This window comes from Candidatus Symbiopectobacterium endolongispinus (assembly GCF_018777385.1).
Lineage (GTDB): Bacteria > Pseudomonadota > Gammaproteobacteria > Enterobacterales > Enterobacteriaceae > Symbiopectobacterium > Symbiopectobacterium endolongispinus.
On record NZ_JAFJYB010000007.1, the window covers coordinates 116,180 to 139,922 of the forward strand.

The following is a 23,743-nucleotide window of genomic DNA, read 5'->3' on the forward strand; positions in this document are numbered from 1 at the left end:
CCCGGATCACAATGCGTTGTATACCCGTCATACTTCAAGTTGCAGGTGTGTTGACTGCGTTCACTCACCCCAGTCACTTACCGGAGTAAGCTCCTGGGGATTCGTTCGCTTGCGCTGTTCAAAACGTTAACGTTTTGTCCTGCTACTCGAATTAGTTAGGGTGTAGATCATTTATTCCGCAATACGGATGCCTTCACTCAAACACAATATGGCAAGCGACTGCCCGTAGGCGGTGGGTTGCAGCGGAATCTCTTTATAAAAATCAAGCGTGCGCCCCATGCGAGTACCGTACGAGACATTCTGTACCGTGCCTTGCGCATCGATATTCTGGCGTACTGCCTGTAACGTTTTTTTCCCGCCGCCAGCCAGCGTTCATCACCCAAGCCCAGGCGTGCGCTTTTCAGTAAGCCGTAGCCGAAGTCGGCGGTAGCGGAAATCTCTTCGTAACTATCAGGGTGGTCCAACAGGGTATGCCAGGCACCGCTTTCGGCTTGCAGATCGGTCAGGGTGTTCACCTGTGCGTTGAGGCACCCCAACAGATAGAGACGCACACCGTTGTCGATAGGGGCAATCTCTAGTAGGTCGAGGATACCGACGGTGATCCACGCGTTGCCACGTGCCCAGCGGGCTTGCGCAAAACTCCAGCCGTGATACCACAGGCCGGTTTTCGGGTCGTTGAGGTAGCGTGCATGCAGCAAGAACTGACGTACCGCTTCGTAGACCAGTTCCTGGCGGCCTGACACCGTACCGTAATGCGCAAGGAACAGCACCACCATAAACAGCGTGTCGTCCCATATCTCCATCTGGTTCACGCCGTCAGACACCACATGCTGGAATCCTTGTTCCGGCGTGCGTGGCAGTTTGGTCATCACATCATTCGCCCAACTGTCCAGCACACGCGCGTAATCATCATTACGGGTATGTTGCCACAGCAGCGATAGCGGCAGCATTGGCGCGGTGGTATTAACGTTGAGCGGCGGTAAACCCTGTGCGATCTGCCTGTCAAACCAGGTGATAAGGGTGGCAAGCAGATCGTCTCGACGGGTGAATTCCCACAGGCAGAACAGCCCGTACAGGCTCACGCCCTGTGGCCATTCCCAACTGTTGAAAGAGATATAATCCCCCGGCGTACCATCCAGGTTGGGCTCATGAAAACGGCCTTCATCTTTCAGACCGAGAGTGCCTGTTATCAGGGCATCTAACTGTGCGTTCAGTGTGGTGTTGCTGCTCATTGCGTCGGTTTTCCCTTGGTAAAAGAGTGCGTCTTGCAAATGGTGTAGCATTTGCGCAAAACAATGCGCAATACGAAAATTTTTTGCGTTAATGTTTTGTGATTTTGATTAACTTTTTGGCTGGGGACGTGCCGACCAGGGTTTTTTTATTTATTAAAATAACCGGTTATGATGACGTTATCTGAGGCAGAGAAACGGCAGCGAGAAGCGATGAAAGTCACGCTGGAAGAGTTGCAAGCGTTTGTAGTAGTTATCGACAGCGGGTCGATTACGGCAGCGGCAGAGCAGTTGGGGCAGACCGCCTCCGGTATCAGCCGTGCGCTGCGTCGGCTGGAAACCAAGCTGGATACCACGCTGTTGCACCGCACCACACGCCGTATGGCATTATCACAGGAAGGCGAGCTGTTTTTGGCGCAGGCGCGTGAAGTGATCGCGTTGGTCGAACTGGCGGAAGAGTCGATGGCTATCGGGCGTGAGCAGCCTTGCGGCACGTTGCGTGTTAATGTGCGTTCCCGTTTATGCAACATGCTATTGTACCCCCCTATCCCTGAATTTCGCCGCATTTACCCGCATATTCAGCTACAACTGAATACCGATGACGTCTTTATTGATTTATTGGAGCAGCATACTGACATTGCGATCCGCATTGGCACCCTGCGGGATTCCAGTATCCATGCCCGTTTGCTGGGCAGCACGCGCGCGCGGATCTTGGCCAGCCCCGATTATTTGCAACTCCACGGCGTGCCGCAGACCGTAGAAGCGTTGGATAATCACGTATTATTCGGTTTCACCCATGTGGATGCGCTCAATGTCTGGCCGGTACGTAAAGCCAACGGTGAGTTGTACCGCATCAAACCGGCGCTGGTGGCCTCGAGCGGTGAAACGCTGCGCCAACTGGCGCTGCGCGGGGAGGGGATCGTCCGCTTGTCTGATTTTATGACACAGGACGATCAGAAAAGCGGACGATTAGTGCCGGTGTTGGCGCAACAGACGATTGAAACGCGCATGCCGGTGAACGCGGTTTACTACCGCAACACCAAGCTGACGGCGCGTATCAGCTGTTTTCTCTATTTTCTCAGCGAGAAGATGGCGCGCCAGTTACTTTAGGTGGTGTTCAGGCGAATACGCGGGTCAAATGTTCGCGGTATTCAGCCAGATAGCGATCCACCTCTGGTTGCTTGATCACATCATTGCAGATAAAAGTCGGCAGCGGCGACAGGCCAATAAACTGGTTGGCTTTGTGGAACGGCAGGTAAACGCCATCAACACCGACACCGTGAAAGAACTGGTCGGGATTGGTAAAGGCTTCCAACGGCGCGTTCCAGGTCAGGGACAGCATATAATTCCGCCCTTGCAGCAGACCGCCGGAGCCGTATTTTTGCTGGCGTCTGAGCGGGTGCGGCCATCGCTGGCATACAGCGAGCCGTGACCGTGAGTAAACACTTCATCGACGTATTTCTTCAGGATCCACGGCACGTCCATCCACCATCCCGGCATGACGGTTTCTGCCCACAAAAAGCGCTGTACCTCTTCGTCCAGATTGTAGCCCTGATCGACGTTGGCCACCTGTACGCTATGGCCCTGTTCGCTGAGCAAGGTGGCGGCAAAATCCGCGAACGTGTTGTTCAATTGGCCATTGGAGTGACCAAAGGATTTGCTGGCGTTGATCAGCAGAATGTTTTGCATGGTGACGATGATCCTGATTGCTTAATGAAAGTAAGGCAGTGTAGTGCGCAGGCTTAGGATGAAAAACGGGGGGTAATGGCACAACACTATTGACTGGTAGTCAATAAATCAGGGGTTTTATGCGCCGATGGTCGGGCAACCAATAAGTAAAAAAGGCAGGGAAACCAATGTATCGGCTTTCTTGCCCTGGCGAGGACGCGTTTTGCGTTTACTTCACTTCACGCAATAAATGCGCTGATTAGAAAGCGACACTCATGCCCAATTGGAAGGTGCGTCCCGGAGCAATGGACAACTGTTGATCGTAATAGTGTGCGTTATTGGGATCGGTATTGGTCGGTACCTCAATGTTGCGGCTGTTCTGGTAATCCCAATATTTACGGTCGGTCAGGTTGTAGATACCGCCGTTGACGCGCACGTTTTTGGTAATGCGATAGTATGCGGTCAAATCCACCAAACCATAGCCCGGCACGCGCATAAAGGTGACGTTGTCTGTGCCCAGTACGTTGCCGTCACCGATGCGTTTACGGCCAGCGGCGTAATCAGCGGTCTTCCCTTTGGTAAAGGTGGTGATCAGCGCACCGCCATAGGTGTTGCTCGGATCGTCATAAGCCAGTCCAACCACGGCTTTTTGTGGCGTGACGGTATCGAGATTGACGTAGCGGTCACCGGAGGCGCTGGATTTTGCGGCACCCCTGGGTATAGCCGTAAGCCAGACGGGCGCTAAACCCTTTGGCCTGTTCAAACCAGGTGCCCAGTTCGAAACGTGCACTCAGCTCGCCACCGTAGATATAGGCTTTATCGCGGTTTTCGGTGAGATAGAGGGTACTGATGGTGTTTGGCAGATTGGCAAACAGATCGGGGTTTGACCCGCGACGATAGTAACCGTTGGCGATAAAGTTTTTATAATCGTTATAGAACGCGGCAGCGCTGATCGTTACCCCGTCTACAATACGGCCCTTCAGCCCTAGCTCATAGTTATCGCTGGTTTCGGTTTTCAGATTAGGATCGCCGATGGTGGCATAAGGGCTGGAGCCGCCGAAGTAACCCAGTGCCCATGAACCATAAAGCTGCCCGGCATTGGGGAACTGCGCACCGCGTTTGTACTGTACATAGGCCAGCAGATCGGGTTTCAGATTGTACTGGAAGGCCAGTGCAGGCAGGATCTGTCCATCGGCGTTGGTGCCGTACATTTTGGCGGTGTCACTGGCCGTGACGTTACCGTTGGTGTTGGTAAACAGGTTATAGGTGTTTTCCGGCTTAGCGTGCTGCCAGGCGAAACGCACTGCAGGGATAATGGAAAAATCACGACCCGCCAAGTCCCAGGTCATCTTATCCTGCACAAAAGCACCAGCATTGATGATCTTGCTGTCGGCTTGATGGCGACCCAGGTTTACTGAGCCAGCCAGTATATTTTTGGCGACCAGTGGGTGTTCAGACTCTGATTGGCGCAGGTTAACCCCGTAACTGAAGCGGGGGTTGCGCCATTCTTTGGTCGCTTTGCTTTCGAGCCCAACGGTGTTGGTATCGTAGCCGCTCCATACCTGAGACGGTAGTGCGGCATTGCTGATGGTGTAATCGTGGGCTTCGGTTTTGCTAAAGAACAGTTTGCTGTTAAGGCTGTCAAACAGCAGACCGTCAGTTGGCGTATACAGATCGGCAACGCTCACGCCCCAACGGCGCGTTTTGCTGTCCTGGAATGAGGTGCTGCCATCGCGGGTGGAACTGCCAGAGGCACCCACATTCCAGGTGGGAAAGTTGCTGTGGTTAAACTTCTCTTAATAGTCCACGGTGCCGGTTAGCTGGCGCAGGTCAGTCGCCTGCCAGATGTTGGAGACCAGTACAGCGTTGGAGTGCCAGTTGGCCGGATTGCTGTCGATGGTGGCATCACGGTGGTTTTCGGTTTCATTACCGTCGCGGCGGCTGTAGACCACCACGCCGCGCAGGGTGTCGTCACCGCCAGCGGCGGTAATCCCGTTGTGGAAACTGCGATCGGCGGAGTCATATCCGGCCTGATAGCCAAAATAGCTGTGTTTATCGCCGCTAAGGAAGTTGTCCGGCGATTTAGGCATAAATGAAGCAGAGCCGCCTAACGCGTTATTGCTGTTATACACGTCGGTAGCACCGGAGGCGATATCTACTGAGCCGTACAGGTAGGGATCGAGGTAATCACCGCGGCCAATGCCGGTGCTGCCTGCCTGAACGCGACCGCTCGGCGTGGAAGTACCGCGCTCGGTCCCTGCGGGAAGCTCAACGCCGTCGATATCGATAGAGACGCGGTTGTTTTCCAGCCCGCGAATGTTGTAGCCGCTGTAGCCACCGCGGTCGTAGCTGCTTTTGCCTGCGGTAGCCCCGGCGCTGACGCCCGGTGCGCTCACCAGTGGCTGATAGCGCATGATATTGCCGAAGGTATTACCACCTTCTTTCAAGAGGTCGTTGGCTGTCAGGGTGGTTTTCGTGCCTGCTTCTCGCTCAATGCGGGGAGAAAGTACCGTCATGGTGTCCTGGGACTCTTTCTGGGCAGTATCCGATTTGCCCTGCGCGCTTTGCGCCGCATTGGCACCAAATGCCAAGCCGGACAGGACGCCGGTCAGCAAAATGTTATTCATATTCTTATGATTTAACATGATAGAGCTCTTGGGTTCGCGATGGTTTGGGTTCGTAAAAATGGCGGTGCCGATATTGTCATCGGTGCGGTAGTATGCTGTTCATAGCTAAATAATAATCATTAGCAGATAGCAAATATAATCATTATCACCACGATTGCGGCATTAAGATTTCTTAATGAAGGAACTCAACGGCGATTGATGAAGTGTTAAGGGAGGAAGACACCTGAGGTTTGTGACAGTGGCTGGCAAGATGCTGTACTATCTGCGCATACATTACCGCGCGCGTTGCGGGAATTAAGCCTTTTTAGATGACCTGTTTTAGCATGATCATTGAGTCACCGCGTAAGGATTGTCGATGAGTGAGATAACTCATGACGGCGCAGAACGTCTTGCGCTGCATACGTTTACAGAAAATGCGTACCTGAACTACTCCATGTACGTCATCATGGACAGGGCGCTGCCTTTTATTGGTGACGGCCTTAAGCCGGTGCAACGCCGCATCGTGTATGCGATGTCGGAACTGGGATTGAGCGCCAGCGCCAAGTTTAAAAAATCCGCCCGTACCGTGGGGGACGTGCTCGGGAAATACCATCCGCACGGTGACAGCGCCTGCTATGAAGCAATGGTGCTGATGGCGCAGCCTTTCTCTTACCGCTATCCGCTGGTGGACGGCCAAGGGAACTGGGGGGCTCCGGACGATCCGAAATCCTTTGCGGCGATGCGTTATACCGAATCGCGCCTTTCCAAATACGCCGAAGTGCTGCTGGGCGAGTTGGGGCAAGGCACCGTCGAGTACCAGCCCAACTTTGACGGCACCTTGCAGGAGCCGAAAATGTTGCCTGCGCGTTTGCCCAACATTTTACTTAACGGCACCACTGGCATCGCGGTCGGGATGGCGACGGATATCCCACCGCATAACGTGCGTGAAGTGGCGGCTGCCGCCGTTGCGCTGCTGGAAAAACCGGAATCATCGCTCGACGATCTGTTGCAGTTCGTTCAGGGGCCGGATTTCCCTACTGAAGCTGAAATCATCACGCCGCGTGATGAGCTGCGGCGCGTCTATGAGCAGGGGCGTGGTTCCGTGCGGATGCGTGCTCTGTGGAAGAAAGAAGACGGCGAAGTGGTGATCACCGCGTTGCCGCATCAGGTCTCGGGGGCGAAAGTGTTAGAGCAGATCGCCAGCCAAATGCGGGCGAAAAAGCTGCCGATGATCGATGATTTACGCGATGAATCGGATCATGAAAATCCGACGCGTCTAGTGCTGGTGCCGCGATCTAACTGGATCGACCTCGATCAGGTAATGAATCACCTGTTTGCCACCACCGATCTGGAAAAAAGCTACCGCATCAACATGAACATGATCGGTCTGGATAACCGTCCCGCTGTGAAAGGGCTGGTGGAGATCCTGAGCGAATGGCTGGTGTTCCGCCGTGATACGGTGCGCCGCCGCCTGAACTACCGTCTGGAAAAAGTGCTCAAGCGTTTGCACATTCTGGAAGGTTTGTTGATTGCGTTCCTGAACATTGATGACGTTATCCATATCATCCGCACCGAGGATGAGTCCAAAGCGGAACTGATGCGCCGCTATGGCCTGAGTGATACCCAGGCTGAAGCCATTCTGGAATTAAAATTGCGGCATTTGGCGCGCCTGGAAGAGATGAAAATCCGTGGCGAGCAACACGATTTGGAAAAAGAGCGCGATCAGCTTCAGGCGCTGCTGGCATCAGAACGCAAGCTTAACAATCTGCTGAAAAAAGAGATTCAGTCGGATGCTGAATTGTATGGCGACGATCGCCGTTCGCCGCTGCATGAGCGTGCGGAAGCCAAGGCCATGAGTGAGCACGATTTCGTACCGTCTGAACCGGTCACAATCGTATTGTCAGAAATGGGCTGGGTGCGTAGCGCGAAAGGGAATGATATAGATCCTTCCGGGTTGAGCTTTAAAGCGGGCGATAGCTTCCGCGCCGCCGCGCGCGGCAAGAGTAACCAGCCGGTGGTGTTTATCGACTCAACGGGACGTAGCTATGCGCTCGATCCGATCACGTTTCCGTCGGCGCGCGGTCAGGGTGAACCGCTGACGGGCAAACTGACGCCGCCGCCGGGTGCCAGTATTGAGCATGTGCTGATGGCCGCGGATGAACAACGCCTGTTGATGGCATCCGATGCTGGCTACGGGTTTGTTTGTACGTTCAAAGATCTGGTGGCGCGCAACCGTGCCGGTAAGGCTATGATCACGCTGCCGGACAACGCCAAAGCGCTGGCACCGATCGTGATAGAGCGCGAAGACGACCTGCTGATGGCGGTCACTGCCGCGGGTCGCGTGTTGGTGTTCCCGGTGTCCGATCTGCCCCAGTTGTCGAAAGGCAAAGGCAACAAGATCATCTCCATCTCCTCGGCGGACTTCGCGGAAGGCAAGGATCGCTTGGCTCTCCTGTTGGTGGTGTGGCCGCAAGCGACGGTGAAACTGTATTCCGGTAAGCGCAAAATTGTGGTGCGTGCAAGCGAACATCACGGTGAGCGGGGCCGTAAAGGCACCTTGCTGCGTGGGATGCAAGACATTGACCGCATTGAGGTTGATGCGCCTCCAGCGCCAAAGGATGACAGCGAGGAGTAATGCGTTGCCTGATATCACCCGATGGCGGTATCAGGCATCTCCCCCTTTGTTACCTGGCCGATGGCGCGGGTACCACGGCAAAGGATTACCCGTTTGTTTTATGCCGAAGTCGCTATACTAGCGGCGGCGGTTGGCTTATGAGGTCGTTATGTTATTCATTATCCGTTTTGTGGTAGTGGTGATTTTTTCCATTCTGATTTGCCTGTTCGGTACAATTTATTGCCTGTTTAGCCCGAAGAATCCGCGCCACGTGGCGACCTTTGGCCATGCGTTTGGGCGGCTCTCTACCCTGTTTGGTCTAAAAGTAGAAGTCAGAGTGCCTGAGGATGCGGGAAACTATGGCAACTGCATTTACATTGCCAACCATCAGAACAACTACGATATGGTGACGGCGGCAAATGCGGTGCAGCCTGGCACGGTTACGGTCGGTAAAAAAAGCCTGGTGTGGATCCCGTTCTTTGGTCCGCTCTACTGGCTGGCAGGTAACTTGCTGATTGACAGAAAAAACCGCGCCAAGGCGCACGGCACTATTGTGCAAGTCGTTCAACACATCAAAGAGCACAATATTTCTGTCTGGATGTTTCCAGAAGGCACGCGCAGCCGTGGTCGTGGGCTAATGCCGTTCAAGACCGGAGTGTTCCATGCCGCGATTAGTGCAGGCGTACCGATTGTGCCGATTTGTGTGACCGATACGCACAATAAAGTCAAACTGAACCGGTGGAATAACGGTCATGTTATCGTTGAAATGCTGCCACCGATTGATGCCTCTGCATACGGTAAAGAGCAGGTGCAAGAGCTGGCCGCGCATTGTCATGATGTGATGGCAGCGCGTTTGGTTGAACTGAATGCTGAAGTGGCTGAGCGGGAGAAAGCGGCGAAGCGTTAATGTTTTTTACGCCCTCTGCGTTGGCGGGCGTACACGGTTGGTTAGCAAGATTACGGAGTTTTTATGTCACTTAGCCGCCGTCAGTTTATTCAGGCATCGGGGCTTATGGTGTGTGCAAGCGGACTACCTGCGACGGCGCAGGCAAAGGGTAAGCAAAATGCGCTACCCATCCCGCCGCTGTTGGAGTCTCGCCGCGGGCAGCCGCTTTTTTTGACCATGCAACGCGCGCACTGGGCGTTTTCCGGTGACCGTAAAACCTCGGTGTGGGGCGTTAACGGACGCTACCTCGGCCCGACGGTAAAAGTGTTCAGCGGCGATGATGTCAAACTGATCTACGGCAACCGCCTGAATGAGCCGGTCTCCATGACCGTCAGCGGCTTGTAGGTGCCAGGCCAGTTGATGGGCGGCGCTGGGCGAATGATCTCTCCGGGGACCGACTGGGCTCCCGTGCTGCCGATTCGGCAGGCAGCGGCTACCTGCTGGTATCACGCCAATACGCCAAATCGTATAGCACCGCACGTTTATCAGGGACTGGCCGGACTCTGGCTGGCAGAAGACAGCACCAGCAAGAGCCTGCCTATTCCGAATCACTACGGCGTGGATGATTTTCCTCTGATTATTCAGGATAAACGCCTGGATAACTTTGGCGTTCCGGTCTACAACCCGCCCAGCAGCGGAGGCTTCGTCGGTGATACGTTGCTGGTAAACGGTGTGCAAGAACCGTTTGTCGAAGTCTCACGCGGTTGGGTGCGCCTGCGTTTGCTGAATGCGTCGAATGCGCGCCGTTACGTGATGCGACTGAGCGACGGCCGTCCGATGTACCTTATCGCCAGCGATTTGGGTTTTTTACCGCTGCTGATGGCGCTGAATCAGGTTTCCCTTGCGCCGGGTTAACGCCGTGAAATTCTGATTGATATGTCCCAGGGCGGTGAAGTGACCTTGACGGCAGGCGATGCGGCAACGTTGATGGAACGACTGCGTGGCTTGTTTGAGCCCTCCAGCATCCTGGTGTCAACGCAGATACTGACGTTAAAACCTACCGGTTTGCTGCCACTGGTGACGAACAATCTTCCCGCCCGTTTGCTGACGGATATTGTGCTGCCTGCCAATATCAGTCGGACGCTGGAGTTCCGTCTGGGTGATAGCCTGCCGGGAATTAACGGTGCGATGTGGGATATGACGCGCACGGATGTACAGACGCAGGAAGGACGCTGTGAACGCTGGATCGTTCACGCCGATTCACCACAGCCGTTCCACATTCAGGGCGCGATGTTTCTGGTGCGTAGCATCAACGGCGCGGCTCCTGCTGCCGATCAAAGTGGCTGGAAAGACACGGTGTGGGTGGACGGCGATGCTGAACTGTTGGTTTATTTCACCCAATCGTCATCGGCATCATTCCCGTTCCTCTACTACAGCCACACGCTGGAGATGGCGGATCGTGGTTCCACCGGACAGTTGGTGGTGCAGTAAAATGGCACTATAATGGGGCGTAGACCCCTGAGGTTGCTGACAAACAGCCCAATGTCCACCGTCATTCCCGCCCAACACTGTCATTCCCACGCAGACGAAACACGTTTCTTCTCACAGAGATCCCCGGCTTTCGCCGAGGATGACGAGGGGGAAAGTGACTTTGCCAGTCGTCTAAGGGGGCGCGCTGGTCCCCCTTTGTTTTGTATTACAGATTGGCGTTTGGGTTACTTGGCGTTGCCACGCCAGGTGTGGCAGCAGAAACCTTCAGCGTCTGTTTGAACCACTCCACCACACGATGAATCAGCGGCTCTTGATACCACGGCAAATCGCCGTGATTCGCCCCTTCCAGCAACACATACTCTGCTGGATTTCCGCCCTCTTTTAATGCCTTAAACAACTGAGCACTTTGTACCGGGGAAACCAGCGTATCCGCGCTGCCGTGCATGATCAGGAACGGCGGTTTTTTGCCGCTAATGTGCCCCATTGGGCTAGCGTTAAGGGCTTTTTTCTCATCCTTGCCGATAGCAGCACCGGGGAAATCGCGGAAGGCTGCACCGTTAACTAACAGTGCTTCGGTTGAAGCCGGTGAGCGGCGTACATCCTGAATATTCTTTGGGAAGCCAGCGCCGATGTTGAGCAGATTGGAGAGCCCATAGAGGGTTACCACGGCCCGTACATCCGAGGATTGGTTGAGATAATCCCCTTTATCGAAGATGTTTTCACCGTTGGTTACACCCAGCATTTGTGCCAGATATCCACCCGCAGAATCGCCCAATACGCCGATGCGTTGCGGGTCGATGCCATATTCTGCGGCGTGTTCGCGCAGGTAGCGCACAGCGGCTTTACCGTCTTGTACTGGCGCTGGGAAGGTGTCTGGCACCGTGCGATATTCTGCGGCAGCGACAACAAAACCAGCCTGCGCTAGTGCCATGCGCATTTCGATAAATTTCTCATGATCGGCAGAGGTAAAACCGCCGCCGGGAAAATAGACAATAGCCGGTTTGGGTGCGGCAGTTCGCTGGCCGGGCAAGCGATCACGCTTTCGTTATCGGGGCCGCAATCACGCACAAAAGTAATAGTGGCAAACTCATCGATCACTTCCGTTGGGTAGGCCGGGCCCGCAGCGCGGTAGGCTTCCATGGTTGGGATATGATCGTTTTGGAAGCACACGGTTTTTTGCGGATCGTTGATAACCCAACGCGGGAAGAAGATGGTGCCGTGGAACAGGCGATCGCCCAGATTCACGATCAGGCTGACATCGGTGCCCGTCGGTTCCGTACACGAAATTTTATAAACGCTGTGGGCAACGCGAACGATGTGGGCAAACTGATCCTTGACCCAACGGTTAGCGACGATGCCGCTGTGAATGCGGTAATCCAGCGAGTGATCGTTCTTCACGTAAATCTCATAGTTCCAGCCATTATCGTAGGTATAAACCAGATGTTTGCCGACAAAATCGCTGAGATCGTGCTTATCAAATGTACTCATGGTCCTGCTCCTTTTGTTCTTGATGTCAGGATCATATTGCGTCACTCTGTGAATTAATAACGCTGATTTTTCATCTAATTCACCCAAAATGTAGATTGATTATGCACAAGACAACGCTAGAACAATGGTTCTTGCTGGATAAGGTGATTGAGCTGGGCAGCTTTGCGCGTGCGGCGCGGGCAACGCACCGCAGCCAGTCTTCGGTAAGCTACAATCTGGCGCTGCTTCAGTAGCGCCTTGGTGTGGCATTGCTGGAGGCTAAAGGGCGCAAAGCGGAGATAACCCCTGCCGGCGCGCTGCTGCTGGCGCAGGTTAGGCCGCTACTGAATGCCTTTCATTATGTGGAAACGTAGGCGGTCACGCTTAAAAAGGGGGGCGCACGCGTCTCGACCTGGTGGTCGATAACGTATTTCCCCGTGAGACGTTGTTTGCCATCTTACGTGAATTTCAGCAATTGCACCCCGATACCCATCTCCACTTGACAGAGATACTGGAGAACCAATCCTGGGACGTGGATGCCGATGTGGCCGTACTGACGCGGCGTGAAGATATGATGGGACGGGGCGAATGGCTGATGAACATCGATTTTGTTGCCGTGGCACACTGTGATCACCCATTGCATCAACTCCCTGCGCCGTTACGTGAAGAAACGCTGTTGCGCTATCCGCTGGTACGAATCGCTTCCCGGGAAAACAGCATGCCATTGGCGGTAACGGCGGCCACTGAATATTGGACGTTCTCCACCGTAGAATCGGCGATTGAAGCAGTAATGCATCAGGTTGGTTATGGTTGGTTGCCAGAAGAGTGGATTACGGCACCGCTGGCGTCGGGAATGTTAAAAACGCTGGCATTAGGGCACGGCACGCGCCGCTGCACCTGATTGTCCGGCGGGCGCTGGCACCGCTGGATGAACAGGTGAAAACGTTGCTGACACTGTTTCGACGCGCCAGCCGCAGTACGCCCCAAATGGGACGTACCGAATAAGCGTGCCTGTGGCTTAACGCATGGGGAAGGCGGGTAGCGGGGCGGCGTCGGGGAAATGCTCGTCTAGCGTTTTCCAATCGGGAGGCTGTGACGAGCCTTGAACGGAAACCATACAAGCGGCAACGCGATTGGCCAAATCGACCGCCTGCGTCCAGCCCGCAGAAAGGCCTGCCAGCAACCCGCTACAGTGCGCATCACCTGCGCCAATGCTGTCTACCACCGTGACTGGATACGGTGCCACTGCTTGCGGCTCGGCGTCCGGCGGGCAAATCCATGCCCCGTCCTTATCCAGTCGACAAATCAGCGTAAGCCCACTGCGCGCGGCGTAGTGCTGTGCCAGCGCGATAATATCACCTTCGCCCAGCAGGTGACGCGCCTCGCCTCGGTTTAGCGTCAATAGCGTACGACTGCCAAACAACGCAGTGATAAAGCCGGGCGGAATGCCCGATAGACGAGGGCCGAAATCGATCAGTTTTTGCTGGGGCTGCGCCAGTACCCAGGCGCGCAATGCGGCACCGCCAGTACCAAACAACTAGCCATTCACATAAATCAGCGTATCAGCGGTTGGTTGCAGACGTTGCAACATCGCTGCGGTTATATGGGCCTCACAGCCAGTGATACTGATAAACGTGCGCTCACCGCCCGGCTCCGCCAGCGCCAGACACCAGCCGTTGTCCATATCGGGGTGGCGCATCAGTACAGGCAGATGCAGCGCTTTCATGGCGCTTTCTACCGCGTTGCCCCAGGTACCGTTGCCCACCGGCATACCGTTGAGCACCGGAACGCCAAGGCGGGTGAGCGCGCGCGACGTTAAAGGCACAGCCGCCGATTTGCAGTCCGTTGTCTTTGGCTTCCACGTCTTCGCCCCTGAGCGGCATACGTGGAACGACCAGCAGCATATCGCCACAAGCACCGCCGATCACCAGCACGTGTCGAAGCGTTTTTTCTTCATGCATTAGTGATTCTCCTTAGGCTGTAGCATGACGTAGAGGCCATAGGTTACGCCGCTGACGCCTAAGGAGAGGAACAGCCCAAGGCTGGAGTTTTCGAAGATACCGGTTGCCCACGGGCCATCGATAAAGCCGGTCTTGGTCAACATCAGCCCGGCAAATGCGCCCAACAGCCAGCACAGTAATGGCACCCAGCGCACGCCGTTATTCTTGCCGTTGACGGCAAACAGCGCGTCGTTATCGTAGCCACTGCGTTGGCGCGGACAGATATAGTCCAGAATAAACACCGCAGACCACGGGCCGAGAAACAGGCCGCAGAAGATCAGAAAGGCGATAAACGGCGAAAGGAAATCCTGCGATACAAACAGAACGTAGACAGCAACGCCCACCACCAGCACGGCATCCAGAGAAACCGCCACCGACCGGCGCAGTTTTACGCCGATAGCCAACAGGTTGAGACTGGCGGAATAGAGGCTGAGTACCGCGATAGTGACGATACCCGCTGTGGCCGTCAGCAGATAGGGCACTGACATCCACGTTGGCAATACGGTTCCGATAAGGGCGATGGGGTTAGCCGAACTGGTTAACTCCGGTAGCTGGGCAGAAAGTAAAATGCCCGCCAGCATCAGCAGGACGAGCGGTAACGCCGAGCCGCCGACCACGGCAAAAAAGACGCTGCCGCGCGTTGTGGTGGGGCTTTGATAGCGGCTGTAATCCGCCCCGGCGATAGCCCAAACCACTCCGGTGCCTGCCGCAATCACGGACACGGCAGGGAGAAAACCGGTTAACCAGTTGCCAGACGGCAGCGCCAGTACCACATTCCACGGGGTGTTAAACAAGATATAGGCCACAACGATAAGCGTCATGGTACCGAATATTTTGGTGATCCAGCTTTGCATCAGGATCAGGGTATTTTGCCCAAGAATGCTCACCACAATGGTCAGGCCGCCAAACAGGATCAGGCTGATGGCCGTCAGCGTGGTGCTGCTGGCAAAACCAACGGCTTCAAACAGGGCTACCAGCGTCAGTGTGCCGGTGGTCAGGTTAACGGCTTCCCAACCCATAAGGGTAAACCAGCCAAAAGCGGTAGGGGCGATATTGCCTTTTAGGCCAAACACCGCACGCGACAGGGTCAACGTAGCCGTGCGGCCCGTTTGCCCGGCAAATGAGGTATATCCCACCAGTGCGAAGCTGGCAACGCCTACAATGGCGGCGAGCAGCGACTGAATAAACGATAATCCGAATGAGACGATGATGGCACCATAAACGATGCCAAGAATACCAATATTCGCAGCGCACCAAATCCAGAACAGTTCTAATGGTTTTCCTGTGCGTTCCGCAGCAGGAACAATATCAATTCCCGTATTTTCAACTTGCCAAGTCTTATTCTGCCGTGTTTCACCCATGACGGCGGCTCCTTGTTGGCCTTAATGAAGCGGGTGGCGGAAAGGGCAGGCATGCAGTGACTATTGATAACGGCAGCCATGCCGAAGAGAGAGTCCGATGTTAAAACATAGCAGCGGAACGGCAGGACAGACAGTAATTTAATGCGTTTGTTGAATTGCGGTGTGAGGAGTGCGCGTGGCGCTGGTGAGCCATAGATGGCAGAGTGGAAAAATAAAGGAGCAGCCAAAATAGAATGACTGCTCCTGTTCTCAGTTCATGCGTGGGTGAAACGTGTGATACCGAGTGACAAAATAAAACGACTGTTAAAGGTGTTGTTATGTGCCTAAGTGTCTGGTACCAAGTACTGCTTATTGCTGTTTGCTGTGTGTTATCTTTATGCCATTTCATGTTAATGGACTGTCTTTCCGGTTGTATTCTTAGCTATTGCACGACATTTTCACTACGTATTTTTCCGGGTGTTGCTAAGAGTCCTTTCGTATGCCATTGAGACAACCGCTGGCATACCTGCTCAGTTTACATTTTCTGCTCTGAGCGCTGTTCTCATCGCACGATCTACTTAAATAACAAGGACATTATTGTGATCTGTGTCGTGAGACGCTGTTTTGTGGTCAACTAAATGACCCCCTGGTGTTGGCACGTCTGTATTTAATTTATACAATTCACAGTACAAAAGCAAGTCCAATTAAATGCCATTGAGATACCAATACCAATACCAATACCAATACCAGTCCTGAGTCTTGTTTCGTGGTAATGTGCTCTTGCCATGTCGACACCTGTCGGGGGGATGCTTCCCGTGGCGTAAAAAAACACTATAAGGCCGTACTATGCAGGAGCTATTTCGTTGGGTCATGCAAACACTTGAGAAACCCTCTACAGCGCCGCGCTATATGCAATTGGCGATGGTTTTGGAGCAGGGTATTAACCAGAACAAAGCGCTGGCGGGGCAGTTTTTTCCTGCTGAACGTGCGATCGCGCAGCAGTTGGACATTTCTCGCGTTACGGTCTCTCGCGCATTGTCGCTGTTGGAAGAAAAAGGATTGATTGTGCGCCAGCAGGGCGTCGGGACGCGCATCAGCCAGCATCTTGACTATTCACTGGATGATGAGGAAGCCGGGTTCACCAAGCTGGTGTTGCAAGCCGGAGGTATTGCCGGTAATCGCTGGCTGGATCGCACCACCACGCTGTTGCCGGATGACGTCGCCAGCAGCGTTCCTGCTTTGAAAGGTGAGCGCGTGACCAAACTGCGGCGTGTACGATTGATCAACGGTGAACCCGTGTCGCTGGAAACGACATGGATCCCGTTGGCGTTGTTGCCTGCGCCGGAGATTCTGGAACACTCGCTCTATCAATACTGGGCGGAGCGTGGAATTCTACCGGCGAAAAAGAAGGTGCGCATCAAGGCGATTGCCTGTCAGGCTGAAACAGCGCGTTTGTTAAACATTCAGCCAGGCATGCCGCTGCTGTTTTATCGCCAGCATACCTATAATGCGCAAAATGGCTTGCTCGAATATTGTGAAATTTATTGTCGCAGTGATATTTACGAAATACAGATATCGGACTGAATCCGTGTTTCAGCCAGCCTCAGTGCCATTGAGGCTGGCTGTCTCGTCAGATTACTGACAACCGCCTCGGGCCTGGCAGCGTACCCACTCCGCTGTACCTACATCCGGACCTGTTGCCGGGTCGTCGAAATACATCCGATCGTGGCCTATGTGCGCGTTAACGCCCGCGGTAAGGCTCAATATGCTCGCCAGAAGCAGATATTTGATTGCATTTTTCATCGGTAACATCTCCATTATTCATAGGGTTTGGGTATTACTCGAACGCCTGAACTGCGCCATGAAGCATGTAATAGGGTCTTTACCCGATAAATGGATGCGGGAAGCTCGTTTGGTGTCTGTTAATGTTGGAGGGAATTCTGATTGTTATTTGATGGCGATCTTAAGAGGGGGCGAGTGCAGCGGAAACCACGTTAGTCTTTGGTCGGAAAATTGGTGCGTGGGACATCCGGGTCTGGTCCCAGCCGTTTGCCTGCATCCAGCTTGGCGATCTCGCCCAGTTCGTCTTTGTCGAGACGGAAATCGAACACATCGAAATTTTCTCGGATGCGCGCGGGGGTAACGGATTTCGGGATCACCACCAGACCAGAATCCAGGTGCCGGCGGATCACAATCTGCACAGGCGTTTTGCCGTATTTCAGTGCGAGCTGACGGATCAGCGGTTGCTCGAATACCCCTTCTCCCCCTTGTGCCAGCGGACTCCAGGACTCGGTTTGAATCTGATGCGTAGCATTCCAGGCGTTGTAAATGGTGTGAATGAAAATTGCTCACGCCAATGCTTTTAACCAGCCCCTGCTCCTGCAAACGCAGCAGGCCGCGCCAGGCATCAACATAGGTATCCTGATCCGGCACCGGCCAGTGGATCAGATAGAGATCGACAAAATCCAGCCGCAGCTTTTGCAGGCTCTCTTCCAGTGCCTTTTGCGGATCGGACTGATCGGTATTCCACAGTTTAGTGGTGATAAACAGCTGATCGCGGGGCAGCGTACTGGCCTGTAGCGCCTCGGTCACCGCAGCCACCATTTGATCGTGTGTCGCTTGCCACACGCCCAGGCCGAGCTGCGGCATGATGTTGCCGTCGGCCAGTTTGATCATGGGTTGCGTTGTCATGTCATTCTCCTTTATTCGAGAATCATCCCTGCCGAGGTCGGCAAGGGCTCGGTTGGATTTCAGCCACCGGATACGGTGATGAATGGTATCCCTTCAACCCTGTTCGTAATGGACAGGACATGTCGGTTAAGTCTAGCCGAAAATAGCAGCAAAGCGGTGAGGAGATATAACGGTACCTGCTTTTCTTGCGCGTAACATCAAGAAAATCAGAGGGTAGCTGGTACCGTTGAAGAAGAGCCTGGAGAGGTCCTGCGTTAGGCGGCGGAGCGCCTTCTGTGCCACAACATTACCAGCATGCCAACCAATCCACTGATCAGTAACACAATGGGGAGGATGATCAGCGCGGTCATCACCTGGTCTTCATAGCGCTTGACCAGTGGCACATGGCTAATGGCATAGCCCAGTGTGACGATACCAAACACCCACATAAAGCCGCTGAGCCAGTTAAACAACTGAAAACGCAGGCTGTTGAGGACAGAAATTCCCGCCATGGTCGGCAACAGGGTGCGGATAAAAGCCAGAAAACGGCCAATCAGCAACGCCACCAGACCGTGACGATGGAACATATGATAGGCGCGTTGATGATAGTGTGCGGGTAGTTGCAGCAGCCACCCTTTCACGATGCGCGTATCTCCCAACCAGCGACCTTGCAGGTAGCTGAGCCAGCAGCCGAGACAGGCCGCGATGGTAAGCAGGAACATGGTGGGCACGAAGCTCATCACGCCTTTGGCGATCATGGCCCCGGTCAGCAGCAACAGGCTGTCTCCCGGCAGCAAGCCATTTTCCAGAAATAATGTCGTGAAAAGAATGCCGTAGATAACCCAGATAACATTGGGGTCGGCCAACGCACTGAAATCTTGCTGCCACAGCGCCTGAATGATGTCGTGAACCACACTCATATTACTTCCTGCCAGGTGTAGGGGCCCAAAGTACAACCCTGCTCGCACAAACGCCGAACGGATCAATCTGTGTCGCTAAGCAATAGCGTAGGGCCAAGATCTTAGTGTCGCCAATACGAACGCCTTTCGGCGACAGACGTAAGCTCTGTTATTCGTGTAAAGCGGTTTTTTTGTCTTGCTTATTCCGTTCATCATACACGCTTTACACACACCACCGCAGCCATATCAAGGGATATCGCCGTCACACTTTGTGAGTTCTGTTGAATCCGGCTGTCAAATCATCGATCAGATCATCACAGTCTTCAAGCCCGATATGTAACCGAATAAGTGTGCCGGTGAAGTCAACGCCGCCAGCGGGACGAATCGAAGCCAGATCCTCCGGCTGATTAGCCAAGATCAGGGATTCGAAACCACCCCAAGAATAGGCCATGCTGAAATGCACAAAATTATCCAGATAGTCGGACAGTTGCTCCTTGCTCAGCTTTTGCTTCAGCACAAACGAGAACAATCCGTTACATCCGGTGAAATCACGGGCATAAAACGCATGTCCTTTACAGCTCGGCAGTGCCGGATGGTTGACGACCGCCACTTCTGGCCGTTCAGCGAGCCAATGGGCGATGCGCAGGCTGCTCTCCTGATGCTGCTTGAGGCGAACCCCAAGGGGGCGCAGGCCGCGACTGGCGACGTAAGCGGTATCGGCATCGACCATTTGTCCCATCAGATAGGAGTGCTCACGCAACTGATCCCAGCAGCGTGCGTTGGCAACAGCGGTACCCAGCATGGCATCTGAGTGGCCAACAATATATTTGGTACCGGACTGCACGGAGATATCAATCCCAAACTCGAGTGCTTTAAACAGAATGCCCGCCGCCCAGGTGTTATCCATGATGATCACGATGTCGGTATTAACACGACGCACTGCGCTGACGATGGCTGGCACATCGTGCACTTCCATGGTGATTGAACCGGGAGATTCGAGAAACACCACTTTGGTGTTTTCCTGAATCAGGTCAGCAATACCGGCACCGATAAGTGGATCAAAGTAGCTGGTGGCAACATTGAATTTGCTCAGCACGTTATCGCAGAATGCCTGGGTCGGTTCGTAGACGGAACCGGTCACCAGCACATGATCCCCGCCAGAAACAAAAGAGAGGATCGCATTGGATATCGCCGCTGCGCCGCACGGATAGAGCGCACAGCCCGCGCCACCTTCCAGCTCCGTCATCGCTTCCTGCAATGAGAAGTGTGTCAGGGTGCCGCGACGTCCGTAAAACAGGCCACCTTTGGCCCGGTTGAGGGTTGCCTGTTTCTTGTCGGCAACCGTCTCAAAAATCAGCGATGAGGCGCGTTGGATAACGCTGTTGACCGATCCCTGAGAGTATCTTTTGCTGCGTCCTGCTGAGACTAGCGCCGTTGCTGTTTTCTTGCTGCTCATATCTGTTTCACCAAAGAGAATGGAAGCGGTTACGTTAGCATGGTGTGAAGAAGAGAGGGATGGCGTTTTTTTCATCTGGGAGAAAAATGGTCAGAGTCACTGTTTTTGAAGAGGTAGAAATGATGTCATGCTGGAGAAAGTAGGGAAGTGCCAGCCCATCGTGCACTAAGGGCTGGCAGAATTGAGGCGGCGTTACCCGGTATGGACGCCGAAAAATTTAGGCAGCCACAGGGAAATGGCGGGAATGTAGGTCACCAGCATCAAGACGAAGAACAGGCCGCAGTAGAATGGTACCATCGCCTTTACCACCTGCTCTATTTTCTGTTTGCTCACGGCACTGGCGACAAACAGCACGGAGCCAACCGGCGGTGTGATCAAACCAATGCCCAGGTTAACCAGCATGATCATGCCGAAATGCACAGGACTGACCCCGAGTGAAATGGCGACAGGTAACAGTACCGGCGTCAGGATCAGCGAGGCCATATCCATCAGCGTGCCGACCAACAACAGCATTATGTTGATCCACATCAGAATGACGTACTTGTTATCCGAGATAGACGTGAAGAAGTCGGTAATGCGACTCGGTAACTGCATGTAGGTCATGATGGCACCGAAAGCCGCAGCAAAACCGATCAGGATCATCACGATGGTGACTTTTTACTGTGCGGTACATCAGCTTCGGCAGCTCTGCCCAGGTGTAGTCTTTGTAGATAAACATGGTGACAAAGAACGACCACACGCAGGCGATAGCCGCAGATTCGGTGGCCGTTAAGATCCCAGACAGAATCCCCCCCATGATGATGACCACGGTCATCAGTCCCCACAGCGTATCAACAAAGATTTTCAGCGCCTGCTTGAAAGGCACCCGCTCACCTTTGGGGTAGCCACGTTTATGGGCAAACCCGACGCACATCACCATAATGGTAAAGCTCAACAGCAGCCAGGGCATGATACCGGCGATGAACAGTGACGCGATGGATACAGTGCCGCCGGTAGCCAGCGAGTAGATGACTGAGTTATGGCTAGGAGGCGTGAGGATGGCCTGTACCGAGCCGCTGACGGTGACGGCGGCGGCAAAATCACGCGGATACCCTTTTTTCTCCATTTCGGGGATCATCACTGAGCTGATGGAGGCGGTATCCGCTACCGATGAACCGGAGATGGCGCCAAAGACGGTGGAAGCCACAATGTTCACCAACGACAGACCGCCACGAATAAAGCCAACAAAGATATAGGCGAAGTTCACTAACCGGCGGGCAATACCGCCTTCCGCCATGATGGCCCCGGCCAGAATAAAGAACGGAATGGCTAACAGAGAGAATTTGTTCACCCCATTGGTTATCTGAATCATGACCGCTTCCAGCGGAAGATCAATCCAGAATGCGCCGACAATGGCGCTGAGACCTACAGCATAGGCGACGGGTACGCCAACGGCGAGCAGCACCGGCAGCGCGGCAACTAAAATAAATGCATCCATGGTAATGCCTCCGAATTAAGCACTGCCCAGCATCACGACAGGACGCTTATCCTGCGGACCAAAGCATATTCTTTCGACAATAAGCAGCAGCGTGATCAGAGAGCCGATCGGCAGCGGCAGATAGGTCTCGCCGGCTGTCAGTACCGGAAATTCAGCCACAGGCTGTTCCCACAGTTCGATGCAAAGTTGCGTGCTGTAATAAAGGATAAATCCGCTGATCAGTAACATCAGCATGTTGGTGAGAAAGCTGCACACGCGCTTGCCGCCCTCGGGCAGACGATCGGTCACCATACTCACCGCAATGTGCGAACAGGCGCGGTAACTGACGGCGGCACCGACAAAGGTAAAGGTCACCATACAGATAATGGAGACCGGCTCCGGCCAGGAGAGCGCGGAGTTCATGACATAGCGTGCGAAAATGTCAACTGGAATGATCAGTGTCATGACCAATAACGTTAGCCCGGAAACCCACATGGCAATAAGATAGAGAATATCCATTGCAGAAATATAAATACGGCCCATTGCTTCCACCTGTACGACCCTGCGCCATTATCCTGTGCCATTATTGGGATATCGTCCGTGCCTTTAGCCCATGACAAAACTCAGACTGTGCAACGTAATAATGTCTGCCGGGGTAACTTATGCTATTAGGGATAATGGGCGAGCCAGCATGACACTGGCTCGCATTATTAACGATAGATTATTTCACCGCTTCCACTGCCTTGATCAGATCCTGGTATTTTGCACCAAACTGATCGCGTACTGGCTGTGTCGCTTTGTAATAGTAATCGGTATCAATGTCGTAGAAATTCACGCCGCCGGCCTTCATTTTATCCAGCGACTGCTGGTTATAGGCATTCCACAATTCACGCTGTTCCATTTGCGCTTCTTTGGCTAATTTAAGAATCAATTCCTGTTGATCTTTGGTGAGTTTATCCCATTTGGTTTTTGAATAGAGGAACAGTTCCGGAATAATAAAATGGCGGCTCCAGGTAAAGTTTTTGGCTACCGGCATGTAGTTATGCGCGACGAAAGTGGGCGGATTGTTTTCCGTACCATCGATAACGCCGGTTTGCATGCCGCCGAACACTTCGCTGGTTCCCATGGCGATAGAGTTGGCGCCCATGGCTTTCAGCGTGGCCAGTGCTACCGGGCTGCTCTGGACACGAATTTTCATGCCTTTGAGGTTTTCCGGTTTGGCGACAGGGGCTTTGGTTATCAGGTTACGTGTACCGGCATCCATCCAGCCAAGGAATACCAGCTTGGATTTGCTGTTATTGGTAATCTTGTCACCAATTTCCTGACCAATTTTTCCGTCCAGCACTTTGTGCATATGATCTTCATCACGGAAAATATAGGGCAGGGTAAACACTTCGATTTCTGGCAAAATGGCGGCAACGGGGGTCATGGATACACGAATAATATCGATGGCACCCAATTGCGCCTGCTCAATCATTTGCTTCTCATCGCCTAATACCCCGCCTGGAAAGGTTTTTATTTCCAGTTTTCCATCCGTGGCGGCTTTTAATTTTTCTCCCATTTTTTGTACGGCTACTACATTGGGATAGCCTTAGGGGTGAACATCGGATGCTTTGATTTGCAATGCGCTGGCTGAATAACTCATCAACAGCGTGGCGGAGCTTAGGCAGATGCCTATCAGTGTTTTGGATAGCTTCATTCGGGTCTCCAGAAGTCTCGAGGATATATTCGTGGTACGACTATTATTGTTCTATAAATAAAACCCGGTGCGTAATGTATGGAATTAAAAAATTAAGTCAAAATAATTCCCCCTCATATTCAGTGGTAAACTAACCTATTATACCACTTTGCGGAATGACTCATATCACAAAAGCGCAATATAGGTAACTGAATGAAACAATTGATGGTAATTGATTTCTCATATAAATGCCTATAGTATTGTTTTTATTGCTATTAATTAT

The 23,743-nt window shown here is 53.4% G+C and carries 9 protein-coding genes and 10 pseudogenes; 6 read left to right on the forward strand and 13 right to left on the reverse strand.

The features are described from left to right. Nucleotides 1-171: 171 nt before the first annotated feature. Nucleotides 172-1,283: pseudogene (gene bglB / locus JZM30_RS21665) on the reverse strand (beta-galactosidase BglB). A 159-nt stretch (nucleotides 1,284-1,442) separates the two neighbouring features. On the opposite strand from bglB, the gene JZM30_RS21670 reads away from it, so the two are divergent. Then, nucleotides 1,443-2,339 (forward strand): LysR family transcriptional regulator, encoded by an 897-nt coding sequence (locus JZM30_RS21670; RefSeq protein ID WP_252321310.1) that lies wholly within the window; start codon nucleotides 1,443-1,445, stop codon nucleotides 2,337-2,339. A 7-nt stretch (nucleotides 2,340-2,346) separates the two neighbouring features. On the opposite strand, the pseudogene JZM30_RS21675 reads toward JZM30_RS21670, so the two are convergent. Together JZM30_RS21675 and JZM30_RS24900 are read right to left on the reverse strand one after the other, a co-directional pair. Beyond that, nucleotides 2,347-2,918: pseudogene (locus JZM30_RS21675) on the reverse strand (NAD(P)H-dependent oxidoreductase). A gap of 238 nt (nucleotides 2,919-3,156) precedes the next feature. Beyond that, nucleotides 3,157-5,542: pseudogene (locus tag JZM30_RS24900) on the reverse strand (TonB-dependent receptor domain-containing protein). A gap of 337 nt (nucleotides 5,543-5,879) precedes the next feature. Between JZM30_RS24900 and parC the strand changes: the two are divergent. The 3 genes and pseudogenes from parC (at nucleotide 5,880) to ftsP (ending at nucleotide 10,494) form a co-directional block, all read left to right on the forward strand. Further along, nucleotides 5,880-8,138 (forward strand): DNA topoisomerase IV subunit A, encoded by a 2,259-nt coding sequence (gene parC, locus JZM30_RS21695; RefSeq protein WP_252321284.1) that lies wholly within the window; start codon nucleotides 5,880-5,882, stop codon nucleotides 8,136-8,138. Nucleotides 8,139-8,286: 148 nt separating this feature from the next. Then, on the forward strand, nucleotides 8,287-9,024 hold the full coding sequence (locus JZM30_RS21700) for a 1-acylglycerol-3-phosphate O-acyltransferase (RefSeq protein WP_252321285.1): 738 nt from the start codon (nucleotides 8,287-8,289) through the stop codon (nucleotides 9,022-9,024). A gap of 63 nt (nucleotides 9,025-9,087) precedes the next feature. Continuing rightward, nucleotides 9,088-10,494 (forward strand): annotated as a pseudogene (gene ftsP / locus JZM30_RS21705) (cell division protein FtsP). Between the two features lie 205 nt (nucleotides 10,495-10,699). Here ftsP and JZM30_RS21710 read toward each other — a convergent pair. Beyond that, nucleotides 10,700-11,497: pseudogene (locus JZM30_RS21710) on the reverse strand (alpha/beta hydrolase fold domain-containing protein); the annotation flags it as partial. Then, complete coding sequence (locus tag JZM30_RS21715) at nucleotides 11,416-11,982, reverse strand: phenolic acid decarboxylase (RefSeq protein ID WP_252321286.1); 567 nt, start codon at nucleotides 11,980-11,982, stop codon at nucleotides 11,416-11,418. The pseudogene JZM30_RS21710 and the gene JZM30_RS21715, both read right to left, overlap by 82 nt. A gap of 101 nt (nucleotides 11,983-12,083) precedes the next feature. Between JZM30_RS21715 and JZM30_RS21720 the strand changes: the two are divergent. Next, nucleotides 12,084-12,966 (forward strand): annotated as a pseudogene (locus JZM30_RS21720) (LysR family transcriptional regulator). 13 nt (nucleotides 12,967-12,979) lie between these two features. On the opposite strand, the pseudogene JZM30_RS24905 reads toward JZM30_RS21720, so the two are convergent. Both JZM30_RS24905 and JZM30_RS21730 read right to left on the reverse strand, forming a co-directional pair. Further along, nucleotides 12,980-13,922, reverse strand: a pseudogene (locus tag JZM30_RS24905) (PfkB family carbohydrate kinase). Continuing rightward, nucleotides 13,922-15,322: a purine-cytosine permease family protein gene (locus JZM30_RS21730; protein WP_252321287.1), complete on the reverse strand. Its 1,401-nt coding sequence runs from the start codon at nucleotides 15,320-15,322 to the stop codon at nucleotides 13,922-13,924. Before JZM30_RS21730 ends, JZM30_RS24905 begins: the two are co-directional and overlap by 1 nt. An 825-nt stretch (nucleotides 15,323-16,147) precedes the next feature. On the opposite strand from JZM30_RS21730, the gene JZM30_RS21735 reads away from it, so the two are divergent. Further along, entirely contained in the window at nucleotides 16,148-16,885 is a 738-nt protein-coding gene (locus JZM30_RS21735) for a GntR family transcriptional regulator (protein WP_252321288.1), read from the forward strand. 410 nt (nucleotides 16,886-17,295) lie between these two features. Here the strand turns inward: JZM30_RS21735 and JZM30_RS21740 are convergent. From JZM30_RS21740 to JZM30_RS21765, 6 genes and pseudogenes are all read right to left on the reverse strand, one after another. After that, a pseudogene (locus tag JZM30_RS21740) lies at nucleotides 17,296-17,992 on the reverse strand (aldo/keto reductase). A 254-nt stretch (nucleotides 17,993-18,246) separates the two neighbouring features. Then, complete coding sequence (locus JZM30_RS21745) at nucleotides 18,247-18,891, reverse strand: DedA family protein (protein WP_252321289.1); 645 nt, start codon at nucleotides 18,889-18,891, stop codon at nucleotides 18,247-18,249. A gap of 241 nt (nucleotides 18,892-19,132) precedes the next feature. Then, nucleotides 19,133-20,326, reverse strand: a complete 1,194-nt coding sequence (gene metC, locus JZM30_RS21750) for a cystathionine beta-lyase (RefSeq protein ID WP_252321290.1) — start codon at nucleotides 20,324-20,326, stop codon at nucleotides 19,133-19,135. 192 nt (nucleotides 20,327-20,518) lie between these two features. Further along, nucleotides 20,519-21,803 (reverse strand): annotated as a pseudogene (locus JZM30_RS21755) (TRAP transporter large permease). Nucleotides 21,804-21,818: 15 nt separating this feature from the next. After that, complete coding sequence (locus JZM30_RS21760) at nucleotides 21,819-22,325, reverse strand: TRAP transporter small permease (RefSeq protein WP_252321291.1); 507 nt, start codon at nucleotides 22,323-22,325, stop codon at nucleotides 21,819-21,821. A gap of 178 nt (nucleotides 22,326-22,503) precedes the next feature. Next, nucleotides 22,504-23,481, reverse strand: a pseudogene (locus tag JZM30_RS21765) (TRAP transporter substrate-binding protein). Nucleotides 23,482-23,743: the final 262 nt, after the last annotated feature.